This window comes from Pantoea sp. JZ29 (assembly GCF_035190385.1).
Classification (GTDB): domain Bacteria; phylum Pseudomonadota; class Gammaproteobacteria; order Enterobacterales; family Enterobacteriaceae; genus Pantoea; species Pantoea stewartii.
This window is the reverse complement of the sequence record NZ_CP045242.1, coordinates 228,670-251,007: the sequence shown is the minus strand read 5'-3', so window position 1 is coordinate 251,007 and position 22,338 is coordinate 228,670. Positions and strand designations below refer to the sequence as shown.

General features: G+C 55.1%; 22 protein-coding genes and 1 riboswitch. Of the genes, 4 read left to right on the top strand and 18 right to left on the bottom strand.

Features of this window, described 5'->3' with window-relative positions; genetic code table 11:
• Window positions 1-118: 118 nt before the first annotated feature.
• The 6 genes from uca to GC090_RS21035 form a co-directional block, all read right to left on the bottom strand.
• A complete protein-coding gene (uca, locus tag GC090_RS21060) occupies window positions 119-3,721 on the bottom strand; it encodes an urea carboxylase (RefSeq protein WP_324021662.1) in 3,603 nt (1,200 codons plus the stop codon).
• 111 nt (window positions 3,722-3,832) lie between these two features.
• Complete coding sequence (locus GC090_RS21055) at window positions 3,833-4,468, bottom strand: urea amidolyase associated protein UAAP2 (protein ID WP_205951463.1); 636 nt, start codon at window positions 4,466-4,468, stop codon at window positions 3,833-3,835.
• Between the two features lie 10 nt (window positions 4,469-4,478).
• Window positions 4,479-5,207 carry an urea amidolyase associated protein UAAP1 gene (locus GC090_RS21050; RefSeq protein WP_162286600.1) on the bottom strand — a complete coding sequence of 243 codons (729 nt, stop codon included), beginning with the start codon at window positions 5,205-5,207 and terminating at the stop codon, window positions 4,479-4,481.
• Window positions 5,204-5,986, bottom strand: coding sequence for an ABC transporter ATP-binding protein (locus tag GC090_RS21045; protein WP_205954640.1), 783 nt, complete (start codon window positions 5,984-5,986; stop codon window positions 5,204-5,206). Before GC090_RS21045 ends, GC090_RS21050 begins: the two co-directional genes overlap by 4 nt.
• Window positions 5,983-6,798, bottom strand: coding sequence for an ABC transporter permease (locus GC090_RS21040; protein WP_033742259.1), 816 nt, complete (start codon window positions 6,796-6,798; stop codon window positions 5,983-5,985). The genes GC090_RS21045 and GC090_RS21040 overlap by 4 nt, the downstream gene beginning before the upstream one ends.
• Before the next feature lie 24 nt (window positions 6,799-6,822).
• Window positions 6,823-7,881 (bottom strand): putative urea ABC transporter substrate-binding protein, encoded by a 1,059-nt coding sequence (locus GC090_RS21035; protein WP_324021658.1) that lies wholly within the window; start codon window positions 7,879-7,881, stop codon window positions 6,823-6,825.
• Window positions 7,882-7,936: 55 nt separating this feature from the next.
• Window positions 7,937-8,035: riboswitch (guanidine-I (ykkC/yxkD leader) on the bottom strand.
• Between the two features lie 365 nt (window positions 8,036-8,400).
• Here GC090_RS21035 and GC090_RS21030 point away from each other — a divergent pair.
• On the top strand, window positions 8,401-9,060 hold the full coding sequence (locus GC090_RS21030) for a DUF1345 domain-containing protein (RefSeq protein WP_039339618.1): 660 nt from the start codon (window positions 8,401-8,403) through the stop codon (window positions 9,058-9,060).
• 94 nt (window positions 9,061-9,154) lie between these two features.
• On the opposite strand, the gene GC090_RS21025 is transcribed toward GC090_RS21030, so the two are convergent.
• On the bottom strand, window positions 9,155-9,376 hold the full coding sequence (locus tag GC090_RS21025) for a hypothetical protein (RefSeq protein WP_039339335.1): 222 nt from the start codon (window positions 9,374-9,376) through the stop codon (window positions 9,155-9,157).
• Between the two features lie 954 nt (window positions 9,377-10,330).
• On the opposite strand from GC090_RS21025, the gene GC090_RS21020 reads away from it, so the two are divergent.
• Window positions 10,331-10,687, top strand: coding sequence for a cupin domain-containing protein (locus tag GC090_RS21020; protein WP_039339333.1), 357 nt, complete (start codon window positions 10,331-10,333; stop codon window positions 10,685-10,687).
• A gap of 44 nt (window positions 10,688-10,731) precedes the next feature.
• Here the strand turns inward: GC090_RS21020 and GC090_RS21015 are convergent, their stop codons facing one another.
• The 6 genes from GC090_RS21015 to GC090_RS20990 form a co-directional block, all read right to left on the bottom strand.
• Window positions 10,732-11,424 carry an aspartate/glutamate racemase gene (locus GC090_RS21015; RefSeq protein ID WP_006122091.1) on the bottom strand — a complete coding sequence of 231 codons (693 nt, stop codon included), beginning with the start codon at window positions 11,422-11,424 and terminating at the stop codon, window positions 10,732-10,734.
• Between the two features lie 95 nt (window positions 11,425-11,519).
• Window positions 11,520-12,761, bottom strand: a complete 1,242-nt coding sequence (locus GC090_RS21010) for a protein-disulfide reductase DsbD family protein (RefSeq protein ID WP_324021655.1) — start codon at window positions 12,759-12,761, stop codon at window positions 11,520-11,522.
• 23 nt (window positions 12,762-12,784) lie between these two features.
• Window positions 12,785-13,348 (bottom strand): peroxiredoxin, encoded by a 564-nt coding sequence (locus GC090_RS21005; RefSeq protein ID WP_033742266.1) that lies wholly within the window; start codon window positions 13,346-13,348, stop codon window positions 12,785-12,787.
• 213 nt (window positions 13,349-13,561) lie between these two features.
• Complete coding sequence (locus GC090_RS21000; protein ID WP_033742267.1) at window positions 13,562-14,095, bottom strand: DUF4865 family protein; 534 nt, start codon at window positions 14,093-14,095, stop codon at window positions 13,562-13,564.
• 11 nt (window positions 14,096-14,106) lie between these two features.
• Entirely contained in the window at window positions 14,107-14,514 is a 408-nt protein-coding gene (locus GC090_RS20995; protein WP_058702459.1) for a tautomerase family protein, read from the bottom strand.
• Window positions 14,515-14,523: 9 nt separating this feature from the next.
• Complete coding sequence (locus GC090_RS20990; protein ID WP_162286594.1) at window positions 14,524-14,838, bottom strand: carboxymuconolactone decarboxylase family protein; 315 nt, start codon at window positions 14,836-14,838, stop codon at window positions 14,524-14,526.
• A gap of 103 nt (window positions 14,839-14,941) precedes the next feature.
• Between GC090_RS20990 and GC090_RS20985 the strand changes: the two genes are divergently transcribed.
• Window positions 14,942-15,817: a LysR substrate-binding domain-containing protein gene (locus GC090_RS20985; protein WP_058708852.1), complete on the top strand. Its 876-nt coding sequence runs from the start codon at window positions 14,942-14,944 to the stop codon at window positions 15,815-15,817.
• A gap of 388 nt (window positions 15,818-16,205) precedes the next feature.
• On the opposite strand, the gene GC090_RS20980 is transcribed toward GC090_RS20985, so the two are convergent.
• From GC090_RS20980 to GC090_RS20960, 5 genes are read right to left on the bottom strand one after another with little or no spacing between them, the layout of a single operon-like run.
• Window positions 16,206-17,114 carry a metallophosphoesterase gene (locus GC090_RS20980; protein WP_033742271.1) on the bottom strand — a complete coding sequence of 303 codons (909 nt, stop codon included), beginning with the start codon at window positions 17,112-17,114 and terminating at the stop codon, window positions 16,206-16,208.
• 10 nt (window positions 17,115-17,124) lie between these two features.
• Window positions 17,125-17,943 (bottom strand): carbohydrate ABC transporter permease, encoded by an 819-nt coding sequence (locus GC090_RS20975; protein WP_324021652.1) that lies wholly within the window; start codon window positions 17,941-17,943, stop codon window positions 17,125-17,127.
• The gene (locus GC090_RS20970; protein ID WP_006122086.1) at window positions 17,940-18,857 is read right to left on the bottom strand and encodes a carbohydrate ABC transporter permease; all 918 of its coding nucleotides are present in this window, start codon (window positions 18,855-18,857) and stop codon (window positions 17,940-17,942) included. Before GC090_RS20970 ends, GC090_RS20975 begins: the two co-directional genes overlap by 4 nt.
• Window positions 18,858-18,861: 4 nt before the next feature.
• The gene (locus tag GC090_RS20965) at window positions 18,862-20,139 is read right to left on the bottom strand and encodes an ABC transporter substrate-binding protein (RefSeq protein ID WP_324021650.1); all 1,278 of its coding nucleotides are present in this window, start codon (window positions 20,137-20,139) and stop codon (window positions 18,862-18,864) included.
• 20 nt (window positions 20,140-20,159) lie between these two features.
• Window positions 20,160-21,263 (bottom strand): ABC transporter ATP-binding protein, encoded by a 1,104-nt coding sequence (locus GC090_RS20960; protein WP_205951456.1) that lies wholly within the window; start codon window positions 21,261-21,263, stop codon window positions 20,160-20,162.
• A gap of 320 nt (window positions 21,264-21,583) precedes the next feature.
• On the opposite strand from GC090_RS20960, the gene GC090_RS20955 reads away from it, so the two are divergent.
• Window positions 21,584-22,324, top strand: a complete 741-nt coding sequence (locus GC090_RS20955) for a nitroreductase family protein (protein WP_054687887.1) — start codon at window positions 21,584-21,586, stop codon at window positions 22,322-22,324.
• Window positions 22,325-22,338: the final 14 nt, after the last annotated feature.

Genomic DNA, 22,338 nt, shown 5'->3' with positions numbered 1-22,338 from the left:
TTTCGGCGCGCAGGTGCACGAGACATACCTGCTTCGCGCCCCTGCCAGACGGAGATCACCAACGAGCGTGATCAGCCCCGGCGGTAACCGCTATCCGGGGCCCGAAACCGCTCCCGCTTCAGACGTTCTCTTCCCTTATCACCGCAACCCGCTGTCCCGCGCGCACAGCACTGCCTGGCTGCACATTTATCTGCTGAATGATGCCGTCGCACGGTGCCAGTAGCGGAATCTCCATTTTCATGGATTCCAGCACGACCAGCACATCCCCCGCATGCACGCGACTTCCCGCCGTAGTTTGGACCTGCCAGAGATTGCCGGAAACCGGGCTTTCGACGCCCTGTTCACCCTGCTGTAATAACCTATCGCCGCCCTCTTCCACCACGCTTTCCTGGCTGTCGAAATGAGCCTGACCGCTGGCGATCCAGCGATCGCGTTCCGCATTAAACGCCTTTTGCTGATGGTCACGAAACGCCGCGATGCTCTGCGCCTCCTGAGCAAGAAACTGCTGATAATCGCTTAACCGCAGCGTGCTGTGCTCAATGCGCAGCGGATAGCGTCCCAGTGGAAAATCGCGGCGGATTTGCATCAGTTCCCCGGCGGATACGGGGTAAAAACGCAGTTGATCGAAGAAGCGCAGTAGCCAGGGTTTTCCGGCAAAATCGGTGACGTCGCGATAGCGGTTCCACATCTGAAGCGTGCGGCCCACAAACTGATAGCCACCGGGCCCTTCCATACCGTAAACGCACAGGTAAGCCCCACCGATACCGACCGAATTTTCTGCCGTCCAGGTACGCGCCGGATTATATTTTGTGGTGACAAGACGATGGCGCGGATCCAGCGGTGTCGCTACCGGCGCGCCAAGATAGACATCGCCCAGCCCCATAACCAGGTAGTTGGCTTCAAATACCGTTTTCCAGACCGCCTGCTCGTCAGGCAGATCGTTAATCCGACGAATAAACTCCAGGTTGCTGGGGCACCACGGCGCATCAGGACGTACCGTAGTCATGTATTTTTCAATCGCCTGACGGCAGGCGGGATCGTCCCAGGAAAGCGGCAGATGCACCACGCGCGTCGGCACCTGCAGATCATCATGCATACAAACTGTGAGCCACTCGCCGCGCACCCATGCCAGCAGCGCGTCATGGGTGAGAATTTCAGGCTGAAAATGGATTTGCAGCGAACGGATCCCCGGCGTGATATCAATCACCCCGTCTTTTGCATGCGCTTCCAGCGCCTGCATCAGGGCATGAATGCGAAAACGCAGAACCAGGTCCAGTTCCGGCTCCCCGGCTTCGAGGAGCAGATGCGTATCGCCCGAAAGCCGCGCCACCAGGCGCTTATCGGCCTCGCCGCAGGTCATAACAATCGGCGAGGTCAGCGGCGCAGGTTGCCAGGCCGTCTCCTGCGCGCAGAGCGTTGCCAGCGCCTGGCGTTGCTCCCGGGCCAGCTGACGCGCGGTGGGCAAATCCACTGCGGTAAAGCGCACGTTATCACCGGCTTTCAGTTGCCCCAGTTGCCAGAGGTCGGCTTCTATAACCGTGACCGGACAAACGAAGCCCCCCAGACTGGGTCCATCCGGGCCCAAAATTACCGGCATATCGCCGGTAAAATCAACCGCGCCAATAGCGTAGGGGTTATCGTGAATATTCGACGGGTGCAGTCCGGCTTCGCCGCCGCTGTCACGGCTCCAGTCAGGCTTGGGTCCAATCAGACGAACGCCCGTGCGACTGGAGTTGAAATGTACTTCCCAGTCCGTGGCAAAAAAGGTGGCGATATAGTCCGGCGTAAAAAACTCCGGCGCGCCATGGGGGCCATAAATCACCCGCAAGGTGCGGACCTGCGGAAGATTCGTACGCAAAGCCAGAGGAAGTTTCGTGCCCGCCTGCGCCGCCTGCGGTGCCAGGTGCAGAATATCACCGCTGCGCAGGGCGCGTCCGGCATGACCACCAAACTGGCCGAGCGTAAAGGTGCTTTTGCTGCCTAAATATGTTGGCACCTGAATACCGCCGCTCAGGCAGAGATAGCTTCGCACGCCCGCACCGTTTACGGCACCCAGCTTTAGCGTTGCTCCGGCGGATATCGTAAAGACACATTCCATCGGCACGGGCTGGCCATCCAGGGTAGCGCTCAGCGATGCACCGCAAATCACCGCCTCAATGGCGGTGTTAAATTTCAGGGTGGGTCCGGTGAGGGTGATTTCCAGCGCGGCTTCGCCCTCCTCATTCCCCAGCAGCCGGTTGCCTGAACGCAGGGCGCGATCATCCATCGGCCCGGATGGCGGTACGCCGACTGCCCAGTACCCCAGACGGCCCGGGTAATCCTGAACGCTGGTTTGCGTACCGGCACTCAGCACCTCAACTGTCGCCGCCTGATAACACAGCTGCTCCAGACAACGGGTCCAGGGTTCTCCCTGGACAAAGGGCGCAAACGCCAGGATTTGCTGCAGATAGAGGCGATTGGTTTCAACACCGTACAAACGCGTCTCCCCCAGCGCCTGCGAAAGCGTGGCAATGGCCTCATCGCGGCTGGGCCGCCAGGCGATCATTTTTGCCAGTAGCGGATCAAAAAACGGCGGCACTTCACAGCCGGCTTCGACCCAGTGATCAATGCGCAGGCTGGCATTCTCGGTTTCGGGAAAGGCTACCTCCGTGAGCAGTCCGGGGGAAGGCTGAAACTGCCGTCCCGGATCTTCCGCATAAACCCGTGCCTGAACAGCATGGCCCTGTGGCTGAAGCCCCGCGGCCAGCTCGCGCAGCGGCGGCAAGGTGCCCGCCGCCAGTTCAATCATCCATTTCACCAGGTCAACACCCCAGACCTGTTCCGTTACGCCATGCTCTACCTGAAGGCGGGTATTGACCTCCAGGAAGTAAAACTGGCGGGCGACGCTGTCATAAACAAACTCCACCGTGCCCGCACTGCGATAGTTTACCGCTTTACCCAGCGCAACCGCCGCCTCGCACAGCGCCTGCGCCATTCCTTCGGGCAGATTGGGCGCGGGGGTTTCTTCGATGACCTTTTGATTACGCCGCTGCACCGAGCAGTCACGCACGCCCAGCGCGATAACCTCACCCTGCCCGTCGCCGAAAATCTGCACCTCAAGGTGGCGCGCCCGTTCGATATAGTTTTCGAGAAACACGCCGGCGTCGCTGAAGTTGTTTTGCCCCAGCCGCTGTACCGTATCGAACGCGTCGGCCAGCTCGTGCGCATCGCGGCAAACGCGCATGCCAATTCCGCCGCCGCCCGCGGTGCTTTTCAGCATCACCGGATAACCGACTGTCCCGGCGACACGGCAGGCTTCGGCGGCATCGGCCAGTAATTCGCTGCCTTCCAGTAAGGGCACACCTTCGGCTTTCGCCAGGGCCCGGGCCGTGTGCTTCAGGCCAAAGGTTCGCAACTGCTGCGGCGTTGGGCCGACAAAAATCAGTCCTGCGGCCTCACAGGCTTCCGCGAACGCGGCATTTTCAGAAAGAAAACCGTAGCCCGGATGAATGGCCTGTGCGCCACTTTGCTGCGCTGCGGCGATAATTTTTTCGGCGACCAGATAGGTTTGCGCCGCCGGGCCTTCGCCAAGGCTTAACGCTTCATCCGCGTCGCGAATATGCAGGCTACCGAGATCGGCTTCGGCGTACACAGCCACACCCTTCACCTGCATGGCACGTAGGGTGCGCAAAATGCGGCAGGCAATCGCGCCACGGTTGGCAATCAGTAAGGTATCAAACATAAGCGGAACTCTCAGGGAAGCGGGCCGTCCCGCACAAAGTCGATATGTCCCCTGGGGCCGTCCCCGGGGCTGATGTTGTTCAGGCGCGCGTAACGCTCAGCCGCGCCGGACTCAGTTCCACACCAGTACCTCGGCGGGTGTAGGGTTCCAGCCGTTGCAGGGGTTGTTTAACTGCGGACAGTTAGAGATTAAAACTACCGCATTACACTCAGCACGCAGTTCAACGTATTTACCGGCCGCAGAGATGCCGTCCTCAAAGGTCAGTCCCCCTTGCGGGGTAACAGGGACATTCATAAAAAAGTTGATGTTGGCACCGATATCGCGTTTATGCAGACGGCCATCGTGCAGGCAGGCACAGAGAAAATTATCCCGGCAGCTGTGCATATAGCGCTTGTCATGGGCATAGCGCACAGTGTTACTTTCCTGCGCACAAGCCCCGCCCAACGTATCGTGACGGCCGCAGGTATCGGCGACAATAGTCAGCAACGGATTGCCCAGATTGGAATAGAGTACGCTGCCGGTGGTCAGGTAAGCCTTACCCTGACGGCGTAGCGTACGTTGAGGATCGTAACGTTCACGCGGGTTATTCGCGTTGTAAAACAGCGTATCGATCGCCTGATTCCCTTCCAAATCGAGCAGACGCAGTGTTTGCCCTTTTTTAACCTCAAACAGCCAGGGTTCTCCCGCCGGGATAACGTGACGGTACACGGCATCTTCAGGGCGGCGGTCGCTGGAAATCATGGTCATCACGGCCTCCTTACAGGGCAAAAAGTTGGGTATTGCGAATCGCGCGCTGGTTTTCATCGCGGATAAACAACGCTTCGGTAGCGGCCTGTTCGTCATCCGCCTGATACCAGCTCAGCTGAATGGGGCGCGGGGCATAGTCCGGGGCAGGATCCATCGGATGTGGCAGCGCGGTCAAAACGATCAGAACGTCCATAGGGGCAAACAACTCAACAAAATCCCCTGCGCGACTGTTCGCTGTGATGAAGTGGAAGTAGCCATCTTCATCTACAGTGACTTTGCTGAAGAAGTTAACGACCATGAGCAGATCTTCCAGACCCAAATCCCATTTGCCCATTTCGACCAACAGATTATCGACGCCGTTACGATGGAAGCCATTCCGCAGCTCCTGATAGCGCCCCGTGCCATATTTTTCGTGCGTTTCTGCCGCGTTCAGTACGCCACCAAACGGGTCGTGCCAGCCACAGCTGTCCGCCACGATTCCGGCGAGTACGCGGCCCATATCGGAGTAGAAACAGTGCCCGATGGTGAGCCGGGCAGTATGCTGACCCTTTAGCGTATCCGGCAGATTCAGGCGTTCACTTTTTTCGTGGGGATTGAGCATCATCATGCTGACGTTAGCGCCGCCGTCGAGATCGGTCAGGCGCAGGATCTGTCCTTTACGCAGAATGAGTGAGGTATGCGCCCCGCCGGGAAGCCGCTCTTCGCGCAGGCTGGGAGCCGAGTGAAAACGTGCGGTCATTGCTGTCTCCTTAATGCATAAACGTTGTCTTTACTGTCTGCCATCAGCTGTGCCATTCGCGCCTCATTAAGCGGAATGTCGTAAGTGATACGTGCGCCCCAGGCATCAGGGGCCTGGGGATCGTGACGGACTTTGTCGAATACCAGTAGCCGGGTGCCCAGGTTGAAGCCTTCGGCAAGATCGTGAGTGACCATAAACACCGTCATACGGGTTTCACTCCATAGTTGAAGCAACAGCGCATGCATATCTTTGCGAATGCCGGGATCCAGTGCGCCAAAAGGTTCATCAAGCAACAGCACGCGCGGTTGCATGATGAATGCCTGGGCAATCGCCAGCCTTTGCTGCATGCCGCCGGAGAGCTGCGCCGGATATTTATCCAGCGCATTTCCCAGCCCCACCTTCTCCAGCATCGCGCGCGCCTGCTGGCGGGCCTCGCGTTTCCGGGCACCAAACAGGCGGCCAAACAGCGGGGAAGCAGGTAACTCAAGTCCCGTCGCGACGTTATCCAGGACGTTGAGATGGGGAAACACGGAGTAGCGCTGAAACACGACGCCGCGGCTACGGTCTGGTTCTGTTGCCAGAGCCTGGCCATCCAGCGTGATCTCTCCCCGGGTAGGTTTCTCCTGACCCAGCAGCAGGCGTAAAAATGTCGACTTTCCGCAGCCCGATGCACCGACCAGGGAGCAGAATTCACCCTCTTTAACCTGTAAATTGATACGCTCCAGCACTACATGATCGCCGTACTCCTGCCAGATATTCCTGATGCTGATAAAACTCATTTCCGGCCTCCTTCCGCCCAGGGGAAACAGGCGTTGTGCAACCTGCGCAGGCCCAGATCCATCAGCCATGCCAGCAGCGTGATCCAGATGACATAAGGAATAATCACATCCATCGCCATGTAACGCCGTACGAGGAAAATGCGATAGCCGAGCCCGGCGGTCGCCGAAATCGCTTCAGAAGAGATTAAAAACAGCCAGGCCGATCCCAGCAGCAGACGTAGCGAGGTAATAAGCCGCGATAACAGCTGCGGCAGGACAACCCGCAGTACAACCGTCCAGCTATTCGCCCCCAGGGTTTGCGCTTTGATAAAGAGTTCTGCCGGGATTTCCCGCGCCCGGTGTTCAAGATCGCGCGCGAGCATCGGCGTAATGCCAATGACGATAAGCATCACTTTTGACAACTCATCCAGGCCGAAAACAATAAACAGCACGGGCAGAATCGCCAGCGGCGGAATCATCGAGACAACCGTCAGCAGGGGTGACAGGGCGGCGCGGGACAGCGGGAACACCCCTGCGGCGATACCCAGACACAGGCCGATCAACGAGGAGAGCGTCAGCCCCAGCAGCAGGCGGCTCAGGCTGGTAAACGTATCGGTCCACAGCAGGTATTCACCACTGCGCTTATCCGGCGTGAAAGCCATCCGGTCAATGGCATCAATCATCTGCGACAGGCCGGGCAGCAGTTTGTCCTGCGGATTGGCTTCGAGCCGCACCGCCGACCCGATAAACCAGGCGGCGATAATCAGCACGAAGGGCAACAGCATTAGCGTCAGGCGCATGCCCTGGCGGGGATAGCGGTTGATGAGGCGCATGGCACGAACTCCCGTGGTCAGTGGTTACAACTTGCCCGCGGCGGCCAGCTTCAGATAGCTGTCGTCGAAGCGCAGCTTGCTGTTAGCCCTGTCGCCAATGGTGACGTTGCCCGGGAACGTCATGCCAATAAAGTCAGCGCTCTGTGCGCCCTGACCCAGCAGCCCTTTATCAAAGGAGAATGTCGCCACGCGCTGCATGGTTTTTGGTAATTCCGGGGAAGAAATAAAGGCCAGCGTTTCGGCAGGTGTCCAGAACAGGTGGGTCGTTTTCAGCTGGGCCTGATAGCCCGCAAGGTCGGTACCGGAATCAGCAGCCATCTCACTCAGCACTTTCGTATCGCCTGCGTGCATTTTTGCCATCATTTCAAACCAGGCTCCGGTCAGCACTTTGCCAAGAGCCGGGTTATCTTTCAGCGTCTGGGTGTTCACCACCATCATGTCGATGAGTTCACCGGGGACCTGGGAGGAGCTGAACACTTCAGTGGTTTGTGGCGTCTTTTTAATGACGGACAGTTGCGGGTTCCAGGCGACCACCGCCCGCACGTTGCTGGTGCCAAAGGCCGAGACGATATCCGCATCCGAGGTATTGACGACCTTCACGTCCTTTTCCTGCAGTCCGGCTTTTTCCAGTCCGCGAACCAGAAGATAGTGCGATACCGACAGCTCAGGTAAATAGACCGACATGCCCTTCAGGTCGCTGAGTTTTTTATTCACCCCTTTCAGGACTATACCGTCGTTGCCATCGGAATAGCTGCCGGTGATCAGCGCAGTCGAATCCACGCCGCCTGCCGCCGGGATAGTCAGCGCATCCATATTAGTCATGGTGCAGCCGTCAAACTGTCCCGCTGTATACTGGTTAATGGATTCGATGTAGTCGTTGAGTTGAACGATATGGATTTTGATGCCGTATTTGCTGGCCCATTTATCAATAATTTTTTCATTACTGATGGTGCCCCAGGGCATCCAGCCCGCATAGATCGTCCAGCAGATGTTGAATTCTTTTTTGACCGCGGCGAAGGAAGGAAAGCTGATCAGCAAGATCAGTGACAGCAAAAGCGTGCGGATGAACGACGTTGTTTTCATGGTTAACCTCTGGTTGGCACAAAAAAGGAGCAGCGCGACACCTCACGGTGCTGCTGTCTCCCGGGCTTTTGTCCCGCCGTGTAACCTCGCAGAGGTCGCCAGCTCTCGGACCAGACATTCACCTGCGTGAACCGGAACCCTAGCCAGCTATTGCTATCAGATTATGTGTTGCGCTGCGTACTGTTCACAGTTTTGCAATTGACGTGCCAGAAATCATGTTGCCAGAAATCAGGCAATTACCCGATTTTCAGGCCGCTAAGCACCAGAATGATGAGTAATGAATGTGCGTTGCACATTCTCGGTGCCGGTACAGAACAGAAAGACGAAATGGGGTGACATCGCACGTAACCGCATCTGTTTGCCTGACTTAAGGTGTGGTGGCTGGGGCATTTGACTCAGAGCTGAATGTCATCATTATCCCATTCACAACGCAGGGTAAATCTCGTGCTTTTTTTACGGCAGGATAATCCGGAATACACTAGAGTTAACTGATTCAATTACCAGTAAAAACCCATGACCATGCACTCTTCCTTTGGCTCAAATCTTTTCGCCCGGTTGCGCCTGCTCATCTCTGTCGTTGCGGGTATCGTCTGCTATTTTTTACTGCCCGAACAGTTGGGGCAAATGCAGCGACTCTTGATAAGCTGGAACGTGCTGGCGTGGCTCTATCTTTGGTTTATCTGGTTTCGTATGTTACGCACTGCGCCTGATCAGATTAAACGAATCGCCCAGATGCAGGATCAAAGTGCCGCACTGGTACTGGGACTGGTGATTGTAGCCTGTACGATCAGTATGGTGGCCATTATGAGCGAGCTTCCCACGCTGAAAAGCCTGACGGGCACACCGCGGGCCCTGCATTTGCTTCTGACCGCCATAACGCTCATCGCCTCCTGGGCTTTACTGCCCAGCGCGTTTGCCATGCATTATGCACACCAGCACTATTTGCATCGTAGCAGCAGCGTTACCCCGATGATCTTTCCAGAGAAACCTGCGCACCCGGCTTACTGGGATTTTCTCTATTTCTCTTTTACCATCGCGGTGGCTTCTCAGACCGCCGATGTGGCAACGGGCACAACAGAAATGCGAAAACTCGCCCTCCTGCAGTCGGTCATCTCTTTTATCTTTAATCTGACGATTCTGGGGCTATCTGTAAACGTGGCCGCCAGCCTGCTGAGCTAACGTGCGTCACGAAAGGGAGAGAAGAGATTACCTGCGGTGAAAGCCTGATCTGCCCTACACCTGTCCGCTGACGGACGGTGTAGGGCGGCGAGATTTACTGCTGCCCTTGCTGCTTAGCATCCGCTTCTTTTTGTTTTTTCTTCGCCATATGATGCCCAACCGCACAGCCAGCCGCCGCACCCGCTGCACCGTGGTTTTTCATATGCCCGGCAACGCCACCGACGGCTGCACCTTTCAGGCACCCTTTCGCTTCGACCTGAGTACTCATTGCCATGAGCAGACCTGCGGTAATAACAACCATCGAAAGTTTATGCATCAATTTGACTCCGTAACGATTATGAAATGATTTACCTTTATTGAGCGTAGCGATGTTGTACGTTTTTGCCGTTCAGGTTCTGTTACGTTTATGCGACGTTTAACTTTCATTAAAAATCTTATTTCGCCGCAAGGCGAAATAATCAACAGACGGATAAAGTCGGCGAGAACGGGCATGGTTAAGCCTGGCGGAAAAGGCGATCAACCGGGATCGAAACCCATCTCAACGCTACCTGTTGCGAAATAAGCCTGTCTGTTTTGCTTTAAAAAACAGTCAAAGCATGCTCAGAATAGGTGACTCAAATCAGGCTGCGATCCCACGGCGTCTGGCAGATGAGATGACATCGTAACTGCCTGCATTCACAAGCAAAAACGGCGGATGCGCCGCCCGCTCTGGATAGCCTGTCTTGCTGGTGTTTAATTCAGGAGAATGACATACCGCACATACTAGCGCCTTAAGCTCTCGCCTCGTGCAATTACAGGTATGTTCGATACCGTTTTCTGGTAAATCCTTAATCATCGTGATTGCGTCAAATAGAGTGATATCCGCTAAAGGGCTGTCATAACTAAAAGGGTTAATTCATCACCAGGGCCTTCTTCAAATCCATCCCGCGATTTTGTTTATTGCAGAACAGATAAACCAACCCGTTAACTATCGCCGGATACCGTTAAACGTGATCCTTCTATTTTGTTGATAGCCTTACGCCAGTTTCAGTCGGACGATGTCGTGTGGCATTAAGTCGCAAGGCGTCGGGAAAACCGCACACTGCGCCCTTAGCCTCTGTACCGAACGCGCCGTGACCTTGCCAGGCATATTCTGCTTTAAAGACGACGGTGAATGAGCAGAAGTTTCATACGCAGGAAATTAAAACGCGCTTTGTTTTTCTGGTTTTGTTTACGCTAAGGGCAACGTGCAATGCCTGCCATAACCGTGACAATCGCTCAGGAAGAAAAAATGAAAGTACAAAAACTTGAACAACCTGCTTCGATCAGCACTCTCGAACCCTGGGGTACCGTTGAGGGATTACCTGGTTCACCTGAAATCGTGATCGCCGGGCTGCAGAAAGTCATTCCGGGCCATGAGAGTATTGATATGGGCATTTTTGAATGTTCGCCGGGCAGCTATCGTCGCGGCGTAAAGCAAGCGGAGATGATGCACTTCCTTTCCGGAACGGGATCTTTTACTGCTGATGGCGAAGCACCACAGCATTTCAAACCCGGCGATACGTTGTTTTTTGAAGCAAACACGGAAGGCACATGGGTTATGGACACGACCATGCGTAAGCTCTACGTGATATTTGAAACCCCTTAATGACGCCGACGAACAGACTTTTTGGTTGCCCGGATAACGGACAATCAGGACAACATAAAGTCTACGGCATCACGGGCATGAAGGCTGGTGGTATCAAAGACAGGCAGAGCGCTTTGCGCCTCGGGAACCAGCAGGCCTATTTCCGTGCAGCCGAAAATCACCGCTTGCGCGCCCTGATCGCGCAGCTGCGTGATCACATCAAGATAATACTGGCGTGCGCTTTCGGTAAATTTTCCCATGCAGAGTTCATCAAAAATGATGTGATTGAGGGTGGCGCGCTGCTCCGCCTCCGGCACGATCGTGTTAATCGAAAACCGTTGCTGTAACCGCCCCAGATAAAAATCCTGCTCCATCGTATAGCGGGTGCCCAGCAAGGCGACTCGCGTCATTCCTCTGGCTGTTATCGCCCTGCCCGTGGCATCGGCAATGTGTAAAAAGGGAAGATTGCAGTGGGCTTCTATATCGTCGGCAACCTTGTGCATCGTATTGGTACACAGCACGATGGCTTCGGCCCCGGCAAGTGCCAGTCCCCGGGCGGCTTCACCCAACTGCTTGCCTGCCTGTGCCCAGTTGCCCTCACGCTGACAGACTTCAATATCGTGAAAATCGACGCTGTGTAACAGCAGTCGTGCCGAGTGTAATCCGCCCAGTCTTTCCCGAATACCTTCATTGATGAAGCGGTAATAGGGCAGCGTGGATTCCCAGCTCATCCCACCGATCAGTCCGATTGTTTTCATGTTCATCCTGTTTGCATGCCGTGCAGGTTCAGGCCCGCCTTACGCGTGCGCAGGCCTGAATGCAGGTTTAATGGTCTGCCGCAGCAATAAGGCCATCAGGTTTTTTTACCTTTTTCGCTGGCCTGCTGCAGTGCCGTGATGACGATGCCTGGGGTTAACACCTGCGGCAGAACGACAGGTTTTCCGCCATCCGCAGGGTAAACGACATACAGCGGCAATCCGCCGCGACCAAAGTCGCTGAGCGCCTGTTCGACATCAGGATTGTACTTCGTGGAGTCCGCAATCATATAGATGGTGTCAGTGCGCGCCATAGCTTGCTTAACCGCCTGCGTCGACAGGGAAGTGCGCTCGTTAACCTGACAGGTAATGCACCATGAGGCCGTAAAATTGACCAGAACGGGTTTGCCCTGACCTTTTATCGCCTCAACATTTTGAGGTGTCCATGCCACCGCGGCCGCGGCCGCGGCAACGGTATCGGGCGAATCCGGCGTTGTCGTGGCGGTTTTCAATGTTAACAACGGCGGAATTAACAGAACGACCATGGCGGCTGTAGCGATGTGTAATGCCCAGTGCCGCCTTCCCATCATCTGTCGCTTTTGCGCCATACCATACAGCCAGGCGGCAAAACTCAGCACCAGGCAGCATGTCAGAATGGCTGCCAGGGCTGTCGAACCCGCCTGACGCTCCAGTACCCAAATCAACCACCCCGCTGCCCCCAGCATGGGAAAGGCGAGCCCGTGTTTGAGCGTGATCATCCAGGCACCCGGCGCAGGTAGCAGGCGGGCAAACACAGGGAAAAAGGAGATTAGTGTGAACGGTGCAGCAAACCCCAGCGCCAGTGAAAGAAAAATAACCACACTGATAACGGGAGGCTGCGTAAAGGCATAGCCGATGGCGCTGGCCATAAACGGCGCGCTACAGGGCGTGGCAACGACGATGGCCAGCGCGCCGGTGAGTGCCGATCCGGTTAGCCCTCCCCGCTCGCCTCCGACTTCACCCGCCCGCTGAAGGGATAAGCCAACCTCAAACAGGCCGAACAGGTTGAGGGCCGATGCCACCATGATTAGCACCAGTAAGGCTATCACCAGCGGCGATTGCAACTGAAAACCCCAGCCGACGGAAGCGCCCCCCATTCTTGCCAGTAACAGCACACTGACCAGCAGCACCATCGTGACAACCACACCCACCAGAAAAGCCAGCCCTTCGGCTCGCGCATGTGCGGGTTGGGCATTGTGGCGCAGCAGACTCAGGGCCTTCAGCGAGATCACCGGGAATACACAGGGCATGAGATTAAGAATAATGCCGCCCAGAAACGCGGCGGCGATAGCAGTCAACATGATGGCGCTGTCCAGATGTGAGATTAAGCCGGGTTAGCCTGACGGTATTTTTTCACGGCATCCAGGGTCTTCTGAATATGGGCCTCTGGATTTTTATCGGTGTAACTCAGCAAAATTTTGCCATCCGGCGCAATAACATACGATGTGCGGTCAGACAGAGTTTTGCCTTTCATTTCCATCGTACTTTTGTATTCGGCCGCCACTTTGGCACCCGGATCGGCGGCGACGGTGAATTTATCGCGACACTCAAGCTGAGAGAATTTCGCAATCTGATCGGTATTACCTGCGGTCACGCCAATTACCGTTGCGCCCTGCTTTTTAAACTCATCGGTTGCTTCCGCAAAAGCATGCGCTTCCAGCGTGCAGCCGGCGCTGAACGCCGCCGGGAAGAAATAAAGTACAACCGGTCCTTTTTTCAGTGCCTGCTGTAAGGAGAAGGTCGTTTCTTTACCTGCCAGAGCCGCTTCCAGTTTAAAGTCCGGTGCGGTTTCTCCTGCGGCCAGCGCAGCAAACGCAGAAGTCACAGGCAGGCTTAACGCCAGCAGCGTCGCTGCCGTCAGCATTTTCAGGCGCTTCATTTGATGCATTCTTTTTCTCTCCATCGGCAAACAGGCAACAGTGCCTTATGCACATTAATACTAGATTCACTGGCAAAAAATGGAAATATTTAGCCGCATGGCCGGGCGGACAGAAAGGTCATACACACGTACCCGGCAGATAAAATAAGATAGTCATATAACCGTTCTAATAGATATGCGGTTAGTAAGATAAATGTGTGACAGAGCGTAACGGTCCGTCGGTCACGCCCGCGCAATATATCCGACCTGATAAGCGCGAGCCGGACAAGTGACGGCCTGCGGCGTTCGCCATAAGGTGAATGTCAGGCGCCGCCAGCCGCAGGCGTCCAGTGCGGACACCCGTGCCAGCGCGTTGTCCAGCGGCCGATGGTGAGTCAGTAGCGCGAGATCGCTGTAAGGTTGTACGGGGCTGATTTCACAGACGGCCCAACTCGCCTGGCTGATAGCCGTCGATATGTCGGCAGACAGCACCGGAAAGGTATCAATACGCGGCCAGCCAAAGGCCTGCGTCAACCTTTTGAACCCCTCGCTGGCTAAAAAGCGGTGCATACTGTCCGCATCCTGCCAGAGATAAAACGGGGCATAACTGTTTTCCTGGCCGTTCATATCGGCGCCCTTCTGCCAGGCGTAAAGAAAAGCTTTAAACAGCAGGCCTGGAAAGCCATCCATTTTTTTGCCGTTGTCAGCAATCCTGCGCTGAATGATTGTCATATCGTAGTCAGCGGGAAGAACAAAACGGTACTGCATCGCCAGCATATTTTTTCTCCTCAGCGTGATGAGATATCGGCCAGACTAAACACCTTGCCGTTGCCAAATGACCAGTCCTCGGGGTCACTGAAATTCACGACAATCATGACGTCAGCCGGATTAATGCCAATCGCCTTTACCAGACGCGCATTCAAATCTGCATAAAAAGCCTGCTTTTGTGCGAGGCTACGCGCTTTCCCTGCCGTAATGTGAAACAGAAGGAAGTCATCACTTCGGCCCGTCTGCGCGCTGCACAAATAGTGCCGGTCAAAAATACGTGTATGCCGGTGATAACTGTCAAAGAACTGAAAACAATCCCCGTGCGGCACAGAAAAAGAGGTCTCGAATGCGTCCTGTAACGCTGTGGAGATAGCCTCACGCCACTGTTCAATACGGTGTTCAGATATCGCAATACGACTGACGGGCATAGATATTCCTTACTCTGAGAGCGTGTTTTTAAAAACCGTGAGGGCGGAAACAGCCGCCGGCCAGCCGCAATAAAAGGCCAGGTGGGTCATCATTTCCGTGAGCTCAGCCTCAGAGAGGCCATTCTTGCGAGCCAGTTTCAGATGCCAGCTCAGTTGTTCGGGTCGGTTTAACGCAATAAGCGCACTGACAGTAATCAGACTTCTGTCTCGCGGTGAAAGCCCGTCGCGCTGCCAGATATCGCCAAATAAAATGTCTTCACTCAACGCTGCCAGCCTGGGCGCGATCTCAGCCAGATTTTCGCGCGTTAACGGTATGGGGTTCATTTCTCTTTCCTTCTGGGGGTGTGATAAAAAGATAAAAGGCGGCGATGATTTATAAAATCAGAAATATTGGGACAAACAGTCCCGTTTTATGGGATGAATAAGAATGGCGAAAAGGCCCGTGACGTTTGATGCAGAAAGCCTGCGTACGTTTGTGACCGGTATTGAACTGGGGAGCTTTGCGTCTGCCGCGCAGCGCCTGGGCCGATCAACCTCGGCGGTGAGCGCTCAGCTAAAGAAACTGGAATACCAGGCGGGAGCAGCGCTGGTGCAGAAGTCAGGACGGCATCTGACGCTTACCGCGCAGGGCGAGATTATGCTTGCCTATGCGCGCAGGCTGATGAGCCTGAATGACGAAGCCTGTGCCGCCATCAAGGCCAGCGGGATTGGCGGAGAAGTGCGGCTGGGTTTGCAGGAAGATTTTGGCGAAACATTACTGCCTGCCGTTCTGGGTCAGTTTTCGCGTGCGCATCCCGACGTGCAAATTTCAGCATCCGTGAGCCGCAATCAGCCCTTGCTTACCGCAATACGCCAGCACGAGATTGACGTCGCCCTCTGCTGGCAAGGCGAGGAGTCGACGGCGCACAGTCAGTCACTTGGCGCGTTGCCGCTCAACTGGATCAGCGTAAAGGGTTTTGATGTCCAGAGTCTGCTGGAGGCTAAACAACCACTACCCTTGCTGGTCTTTGACGCGCCCTGCCTTATGCGTAGCGCCGCCACTGCGGCGTTAGACAGGGCAAATATTCCCTGGCGCATTGCGTTCACCAGCCGCAGTCTGAGCGGAATATGGGCCGCCGCGGAGGCGGGGCTGGGTATTACCTTGCGGACACAGATGGGCTTACCGTCTTCGCTAACGTTGCTGACATCAGCTCTGCCGGAGATGGGCACGATTGGCGTCAGCCTGCACTGTGCTGAAAAACCGTTATCCCCTGCAGCCGCATCACTCTGCGAGTCGATCAAAGCGCACTTTGCTGGCCTGTGACGGACCGGAACGCTTTACCTCAGGCGCGGCATCACTGGTGTGAGTCGCTAATCAGTGCAAAGAATTCACCCCGCCAGATGAATGAACAAGGTGATAGTGGTGAAGAAACTGGGGGTTTTCCTTATTAGACTGCACGTTAATCTCTGCCCTGCTGCCGCTTCTCGTTACGCTGTCACGGATAGCACACACTTCTGGCGGGCCGATGAAAGCGGGTTTTCCGCGAAAAGGTATGTTCGCAGATTATCTGCTGCTAACGCTATTTTGCCGCGAAAGTTGATGCCGGCACCCTGGCAGGAAATCGTTAAAGTATGATGTAACTAAAATGCATAACACAGCGCTGTTCGCGTTTCCCCTGCATCAGAGACCCTGAACCCGCACCCACAAAACGCTAGCCCCGGCTGATTTCTCCACCAAAACCGGACACCCTGAGTTGGTCACCCGTGATATCAACCCACGCAAAGGGCACCGCTGTGGGGCCATCCAGCATGCCTTTCAGGGTGAAAAATTCCGTCCCGTCGATACAGGCATAACCTCCTCGATGATCGTGCCCGGCAAAACAGGCGCGTACGCGATAACGTGTGAATAACGCCACCAGCGCGGGGGCATTCATCAGGCGGTGCGTGGTTACGGGTGCCAGCGGATAGTGGCCAAAAACAATCACGCTTTCCCGTGACTGTTGGGCAGCCTGTAACTGCTGTTCAATCCAGTTAAATTGTTGCCTGCCAACGGCACCGTTCCAGGGCTGCGCCTGAGGTTGTTGGTCATGTTGCAGTTGCGCTAACAAGGCTGCGGCCTCTTCACGATCTCGGCCGTTGAGGGTATTACAGTACAGGCTCATATCGTTGCCATCGTAAACAACAAAGCGCCAACCGTTAAAACGGAAAGCGTAATAGCCTTTGGGTAAGGGAGCCTGATTATCTAGTCGTTCAGCGATGGTCTGCGCATCATGGTTGCCCAGTACCACAGCATGCGGATGCTGTAACCGGGCAAACACCGGCAGTATGGCGGCATAGCTTTGCCAGTGGCGATCCACCAGATCGCCCAGCGTCACCACAAAATCCAGCGGCTCCGCGTTGAATGCCTTGATGGCCTGGCTGAGTTTATTAAGGCCATTGCGGTAGTAAAGATTGTTGCTGATATCCGGGTCCACATCAGCATACTGAGGATCGGCAAGCAGACCAAAACGGATGCCATTATCTCTGACGGGCAACGCACGTAACGATGGCGGCTGATACAGCGACGCAATATCCGCCAGCAAGGTACGTTGTGACGGGCTGAGAGTGTGCGGCGTTAACATGTTATTTTCCTTACCGAATGCCTGCGCGCATAAATGACTGGATAAACTGGCGCTGGAACACCAGAAACAACAGCAACAGCGGCAGCGTTGTCATGATCGTTGCCGCCCCAATCAGTGCCCATTGCACGCCCTGCTCCGGTGCCGAAAATAACTGCAGTCCTACCGTCAACGGACGGACTTTTACAGAATCCGTAATAACCAGCGGCCACAGAAAATCATTCCAGTGGAAACTAATGGAGACCAGTGCAAAAGCGATATAGATTGGCCTGGCCAGCGGAATATAGATTTTGCGCAGGATATAAAACCGACTGGCGCCCTCTACAATGGCCGCTTCTTCCAGCACCACAGGGATGCTTTTAAAGGTCTGGCGCAGCAAGAAAATCGCAAATGCTGAAGCAAAATACGGCAAGGCAATGCCGGTCAACGTATCGCGCAAGCCCAGCGCACCAATGGTTTTGTAATTATTCAGGATCAGGACATCCGGGCTTATCATCAGCTGTAACAGGATAAGCGCGAACAGAAAACCCGAATATTTCAGGCGAAACCTGACCAGCGCGTACGCCGCCATCGTGGCCAGGATAAGCTGACACACCACAATCATGACCACCAGCAATATGGTATTCAGTAAATAGCGGCCAAAGGGCGCGGCGTGCCAGGCATCCGTGAAATTTTGTAGCGTCAGGGGTGCCCACAGCGAGAAGCTTCCCTGATCGGCCGCCGGGTGAACCGCTACCCACAACGCCACCAGTATCGGTAACAACCACAGCAGCGCCGCCAGCCAGATAACCATATTCAGGCACAGTCGGCCCGCAGAGAATTCAGGCTTCATTGATAGTGCGCTCGCTTATCCAGCAGGGAAAATTTCAGCACCGCAATCAGGGCTAAAATCAGCAGCAATACGACGGTCATCGCCGCTGCCGCAGGGAGATCCCAGTAGCTGAATGCCGTACGGTAGATATAAAACAGTAACAGGCTGCTGCTGTTGTCCGGGCCACCGTTGGTCATCGCAATCACCTGATCGACGATACGAAATGCATTCATCGAGGCATTAATCAGCACGAACAACGTTGTCGGCATCAGTAGCGGCCACTGGACGCGGCGAAAAAAATACCCCTTTGACGCCCCTTCGATTTGTGCAGCTTCGCTGAGGCGCGGATCGATCTGCTGTAACGCAGCCAGATAAAAAATCATAAAAAAACCAGCCTCGCGCCAGACAGAAACGGCCATCAGGCACCCGAGCGTCGTACCGGGTTCGCCGAGCCAGTTAACCGGTGCGACAGAAAACAGCGCAAGCAGCTTATTCAGAAGTCCCAGCTGTGGTGTGTAGAAAAACAGCCACAGGTTGGCGATGGCTATCATCGGCAGCAGAGAGGGAATAAAGAAGGCTGCACGCACAGCGGCGTTACCCGCCAGCCGTCGGTTAACGGCCAGGGCCATCAGTAACGCCAGGGAAACCGCAAGCGGTATAGTGATCAAGGCATACAACAGGTTATTCCACAGCGACCGGATAAACACATCATCATCCAGCAGCGCAGCGTAGTTATCCAGCCCGACAAAGTGGGCCGGATGACCTGCACGGGCAGCGCTGAACAGGCTTTCCCACACCGTTGCCAGCGCAGGATAATGGGTAAACAGCAGCAGAAAACCCAGCGCCGGTAAAATCAGCAAATAGCCACACAGCTGAAGTGAACCGCGCCGCACACGCGGTGCGGGCGTTGCTGTTGCCGCCATGTTCATCGCCATCCCCTTACTGATAGGCCTTCAGTAAACGATCGGCCTGCTTCTGTGCCGCTTCCAGTGCCTCAGCCGGGGTTTTAGACTGCGTCACCGCCGCCTCAATGGCATGGTTCAGGGCTTCCTGTATCTGCACACTGTTGTAGGTAGAGAGTTCAGGCTGGGCATATTTCAGTTGTTCACGAGCGACCAGCGCCTGAGGAACCTGCTTCACATAGTCTTTCATCGCTGGCGTTTCCCATGCTGCCGGGGAGGTAGCGACATAGCCTGTCGCAATACTCCAGCGCGCCGCCTGCTCTGGCGCGGTGACCCAACGGATAAATTCCATGGCGGCTTTTTGCTGTTCCGGTGAAGCACTTTTGAAAACATAGAGATTACCGCCGCCCGTTGGGCTGCCGCGCTGTGTTTTTTCAGGCAACATGGCAACACCAAACGGGAATTTGGCATTTTTGCGCACCACGCTCAGGTTGCCGGTGGTGGTAACCATCATGGCCGTTTTACCACTGAGGAAATCCTGTGGCGTCGTGCCCCAGGCAATCGCGCCTTTCGGGGAAACGCCCGCCTTCTGGCCTAAATCGGTCAGCCATTGCAGCGTTTCGACATTGTTGGGCGTATTAAAATAGACCGCCGTGCCCTTGCCGTTATCCAGATGCGCACCGTTCGTGGCCGCAAAGCCCTGGAAAACCCAGTAACCATTGGGCGTCGTCGGGATTTCGATGCCCCACTGACTGACGTTATCGCCGTCTTTCACGACCAGTTTTTTACCGAAATCCACCACCTGCTGCCAGTTCGCAGGCGCTGTATCAGCAGCCAGACCCGCTTTTTCAAACGCCTGTTTATTCCAGTACAGCACCACCGTCGAGCGCTGAAAAGGCACGCCCCAGACTTTGCCGTTGATGTGGCGCAAAAAAGCGGGGTAAAAGCTGTCGATCCATTTTTTACCGGCGTCATCCTGAGCCAGATCGCTGGCCGCCACAATAGCCCCTGCATCCATCAGAGAGTAGGCTTCGATATCACCAATGACCGCCATTTGCGGCGCATTCCCGCCACGAAAGGCGGTTAAGGCTTTCGTAACCGTTGTGGCGTAGTCACCGGTATAAACAGGCTGAATGCTGACCTCAGGATGAATTTTTTCGAAATCGGCCACCAGCGCTTCCACGGTATGGCTGATCGCCCCACCGACCGCGATAGGGTAATACATTTGCAGTTTGACCGGCTCGGCGGCAAAGACTGCCGTGCTCGTCGCGATAAGTAAGGCTGAAAGCAAACGTGACAGACGAATGGCTGGCATGATTTTCCCTTAGGTAAAAGTTAAACGGCGTATTGTTTGAAAGAGGCAGACATCTGCTGTTCAGCGTGTAAACAGCGTTTACCGCTCGCAGTGGAAAACAGGTATTGCTTATCGACAGGCCATTGCAGCCCGGTCAGATGACCTTCGTTAAAACGTTTCATGCCCGGCACGGTAACGGTTAAAACGGCCTGGCTGCCTGTTAGCTGACAGACTACTAACGTATCTGCGCCCATGTATTCGTAGTTCACGACGTTGGCAGTCAACCCCGCACTGTGAGGATCAATGAACTGGATATCTTCCGCCCTGATCCCCAGACTGAGCGCCGTCTCAGACGACTCGCTGACCACAGGCTGAGTGGGCTGGCTCAAAAAGTGCCTGCCGTTGACAGAGGTCAGCGGCAGAATATTCATGGGCGGCGCACCGATAAACTGCGCCGCAAAAATACTGGCCGGATTGTTATACAGGTTGTCTGGCGTATCATGCTGCTCAATCCGGCCATCATTCAGCAGAATGATGCGGTCAGCCATGCTCATCGCTTCCGTCTGATCGTGGGTGACATAGAGCATCGTCAGGCCCAGCGCTCTCTGCAGCGCACGAATTTCGCGACGCATACTTTGGCGCAGTTTCGCGTCCAGGTTAGAAAGGGGTTCATCCATCAGGCATAAGGTGTTGTTGGCAATCACGGCACGTCCGAGTGCAACGCGCTGTTGTTGGCCGCCCGAAAGCTGTGCAGGTAACCGATCCAGCAACGTCTCCAGTTCCATTAATTTGCTGACGCGGCTCAGGCGGCCAGCAAATGTCTGCCTGTCCTCACCGCGCGCTTTTAAACCAAACAGCAAATTTTCGCGAACGCTGAGATGCGGAAACAGCGCATACGACTGAAAAACCATCGAAAGTTTGCGATCTGATGGCGGCAGGTGCGTGATATCGCGATGACTGAAACTGACCGTTCCCTCATCCGCGGTTTCCAGTCCGGCGATCGTCCGAAGCAGCGTCGACTTACCGCAGCCTGACGGACCTAACAGCGCTACAAAGGTTCCTTCTTCCGCTTCGAAACAAATGTTATCCAGAGCAGTTTTTTCGCCCCAGCGTTTAGTGATGTTGTGAAGCGCCAAATGGCTCATAGCTTCGCCGCTCTGCCAATGAGAATGGCAGTAAGCTAGCGGAGCAAAATGAAAGATTTATGGCTGAAAAGTGTCAGCAGAATGACAGAACGTGATGTGATTATGGCGGCTAACGGTTCTGCAAGGTGCAGAGACGGTTAAGCGTTGTGCCGACAGGCTATCGACGCCCTTCGTGTCGTGCTGCTGACAGGACCTGATCTGATTCGTTTGAAGGCAGTTAACCTGTTTTGGCGGGTGAAAGCCAGTACGGTTAAAGAGCACAGCGCACTCTTTTGTTATCCTCACGACACGATTTTTAAAGGATGATGTCAGGAGAGATGATGAGCGAGATAATTAACCTGTTTACCCGTCACAAAAGCGAACGCAGCTTCACCGATCAGCCGGTCGATGATGCCATTCTGGATCGCATAATCAGCACTGCTTATCGCGCGCCTACCTCCGTAAACTCACAGCAGGTTTCTCTGGTGGTGACACGCGATCCGGCTAAACGCCAGGCTATCTCGCAAATCGCGGGCGGCCAACCGTGGATCGCTAAAGCCCCTGTCTTTATCACTGTGGTGCTGGATATGCATAAATCACGGATGGCGATGGCCGCCGTAGGCAAAGAGCAAATTGCCCAGCAAAGCATTGAAAGTATTGTTTCTGGCTCGACGGATGTGGGTATTGCCCTGGGAAGCATCATGGCTGCAGCCCGTTCAGAAGGGCTGGGCATTGTGCCGATTGGTGGTATCCGCCGCGATCCTGACGCCATGATCGAACTGCTTAACCTGCCAGAATATACCTTCCCGGTCGCAGGTGTGGTTATCGGCTATGTTGATCAACCCGCGTTTCAGAAGCCACGCCTGCCAATGCAGACTTTCCGTCATGAGGAAAGCTACCATACCGAAGGCCTGGAACAACAGATTGCCCACTATAACGCCGAGATGGTGCAGCACTGGAAAGATACAGGCCGCGCCGACGGCGAAAGCTGGAGTGACAGCGTGAGTGGCTATTACCAACACATCTATTTCCCCAAAGTCCTGCCCGCACTGCATAAGCAAGGCTTCGGTAGCGACAAGTAAGACACCACTGCCCG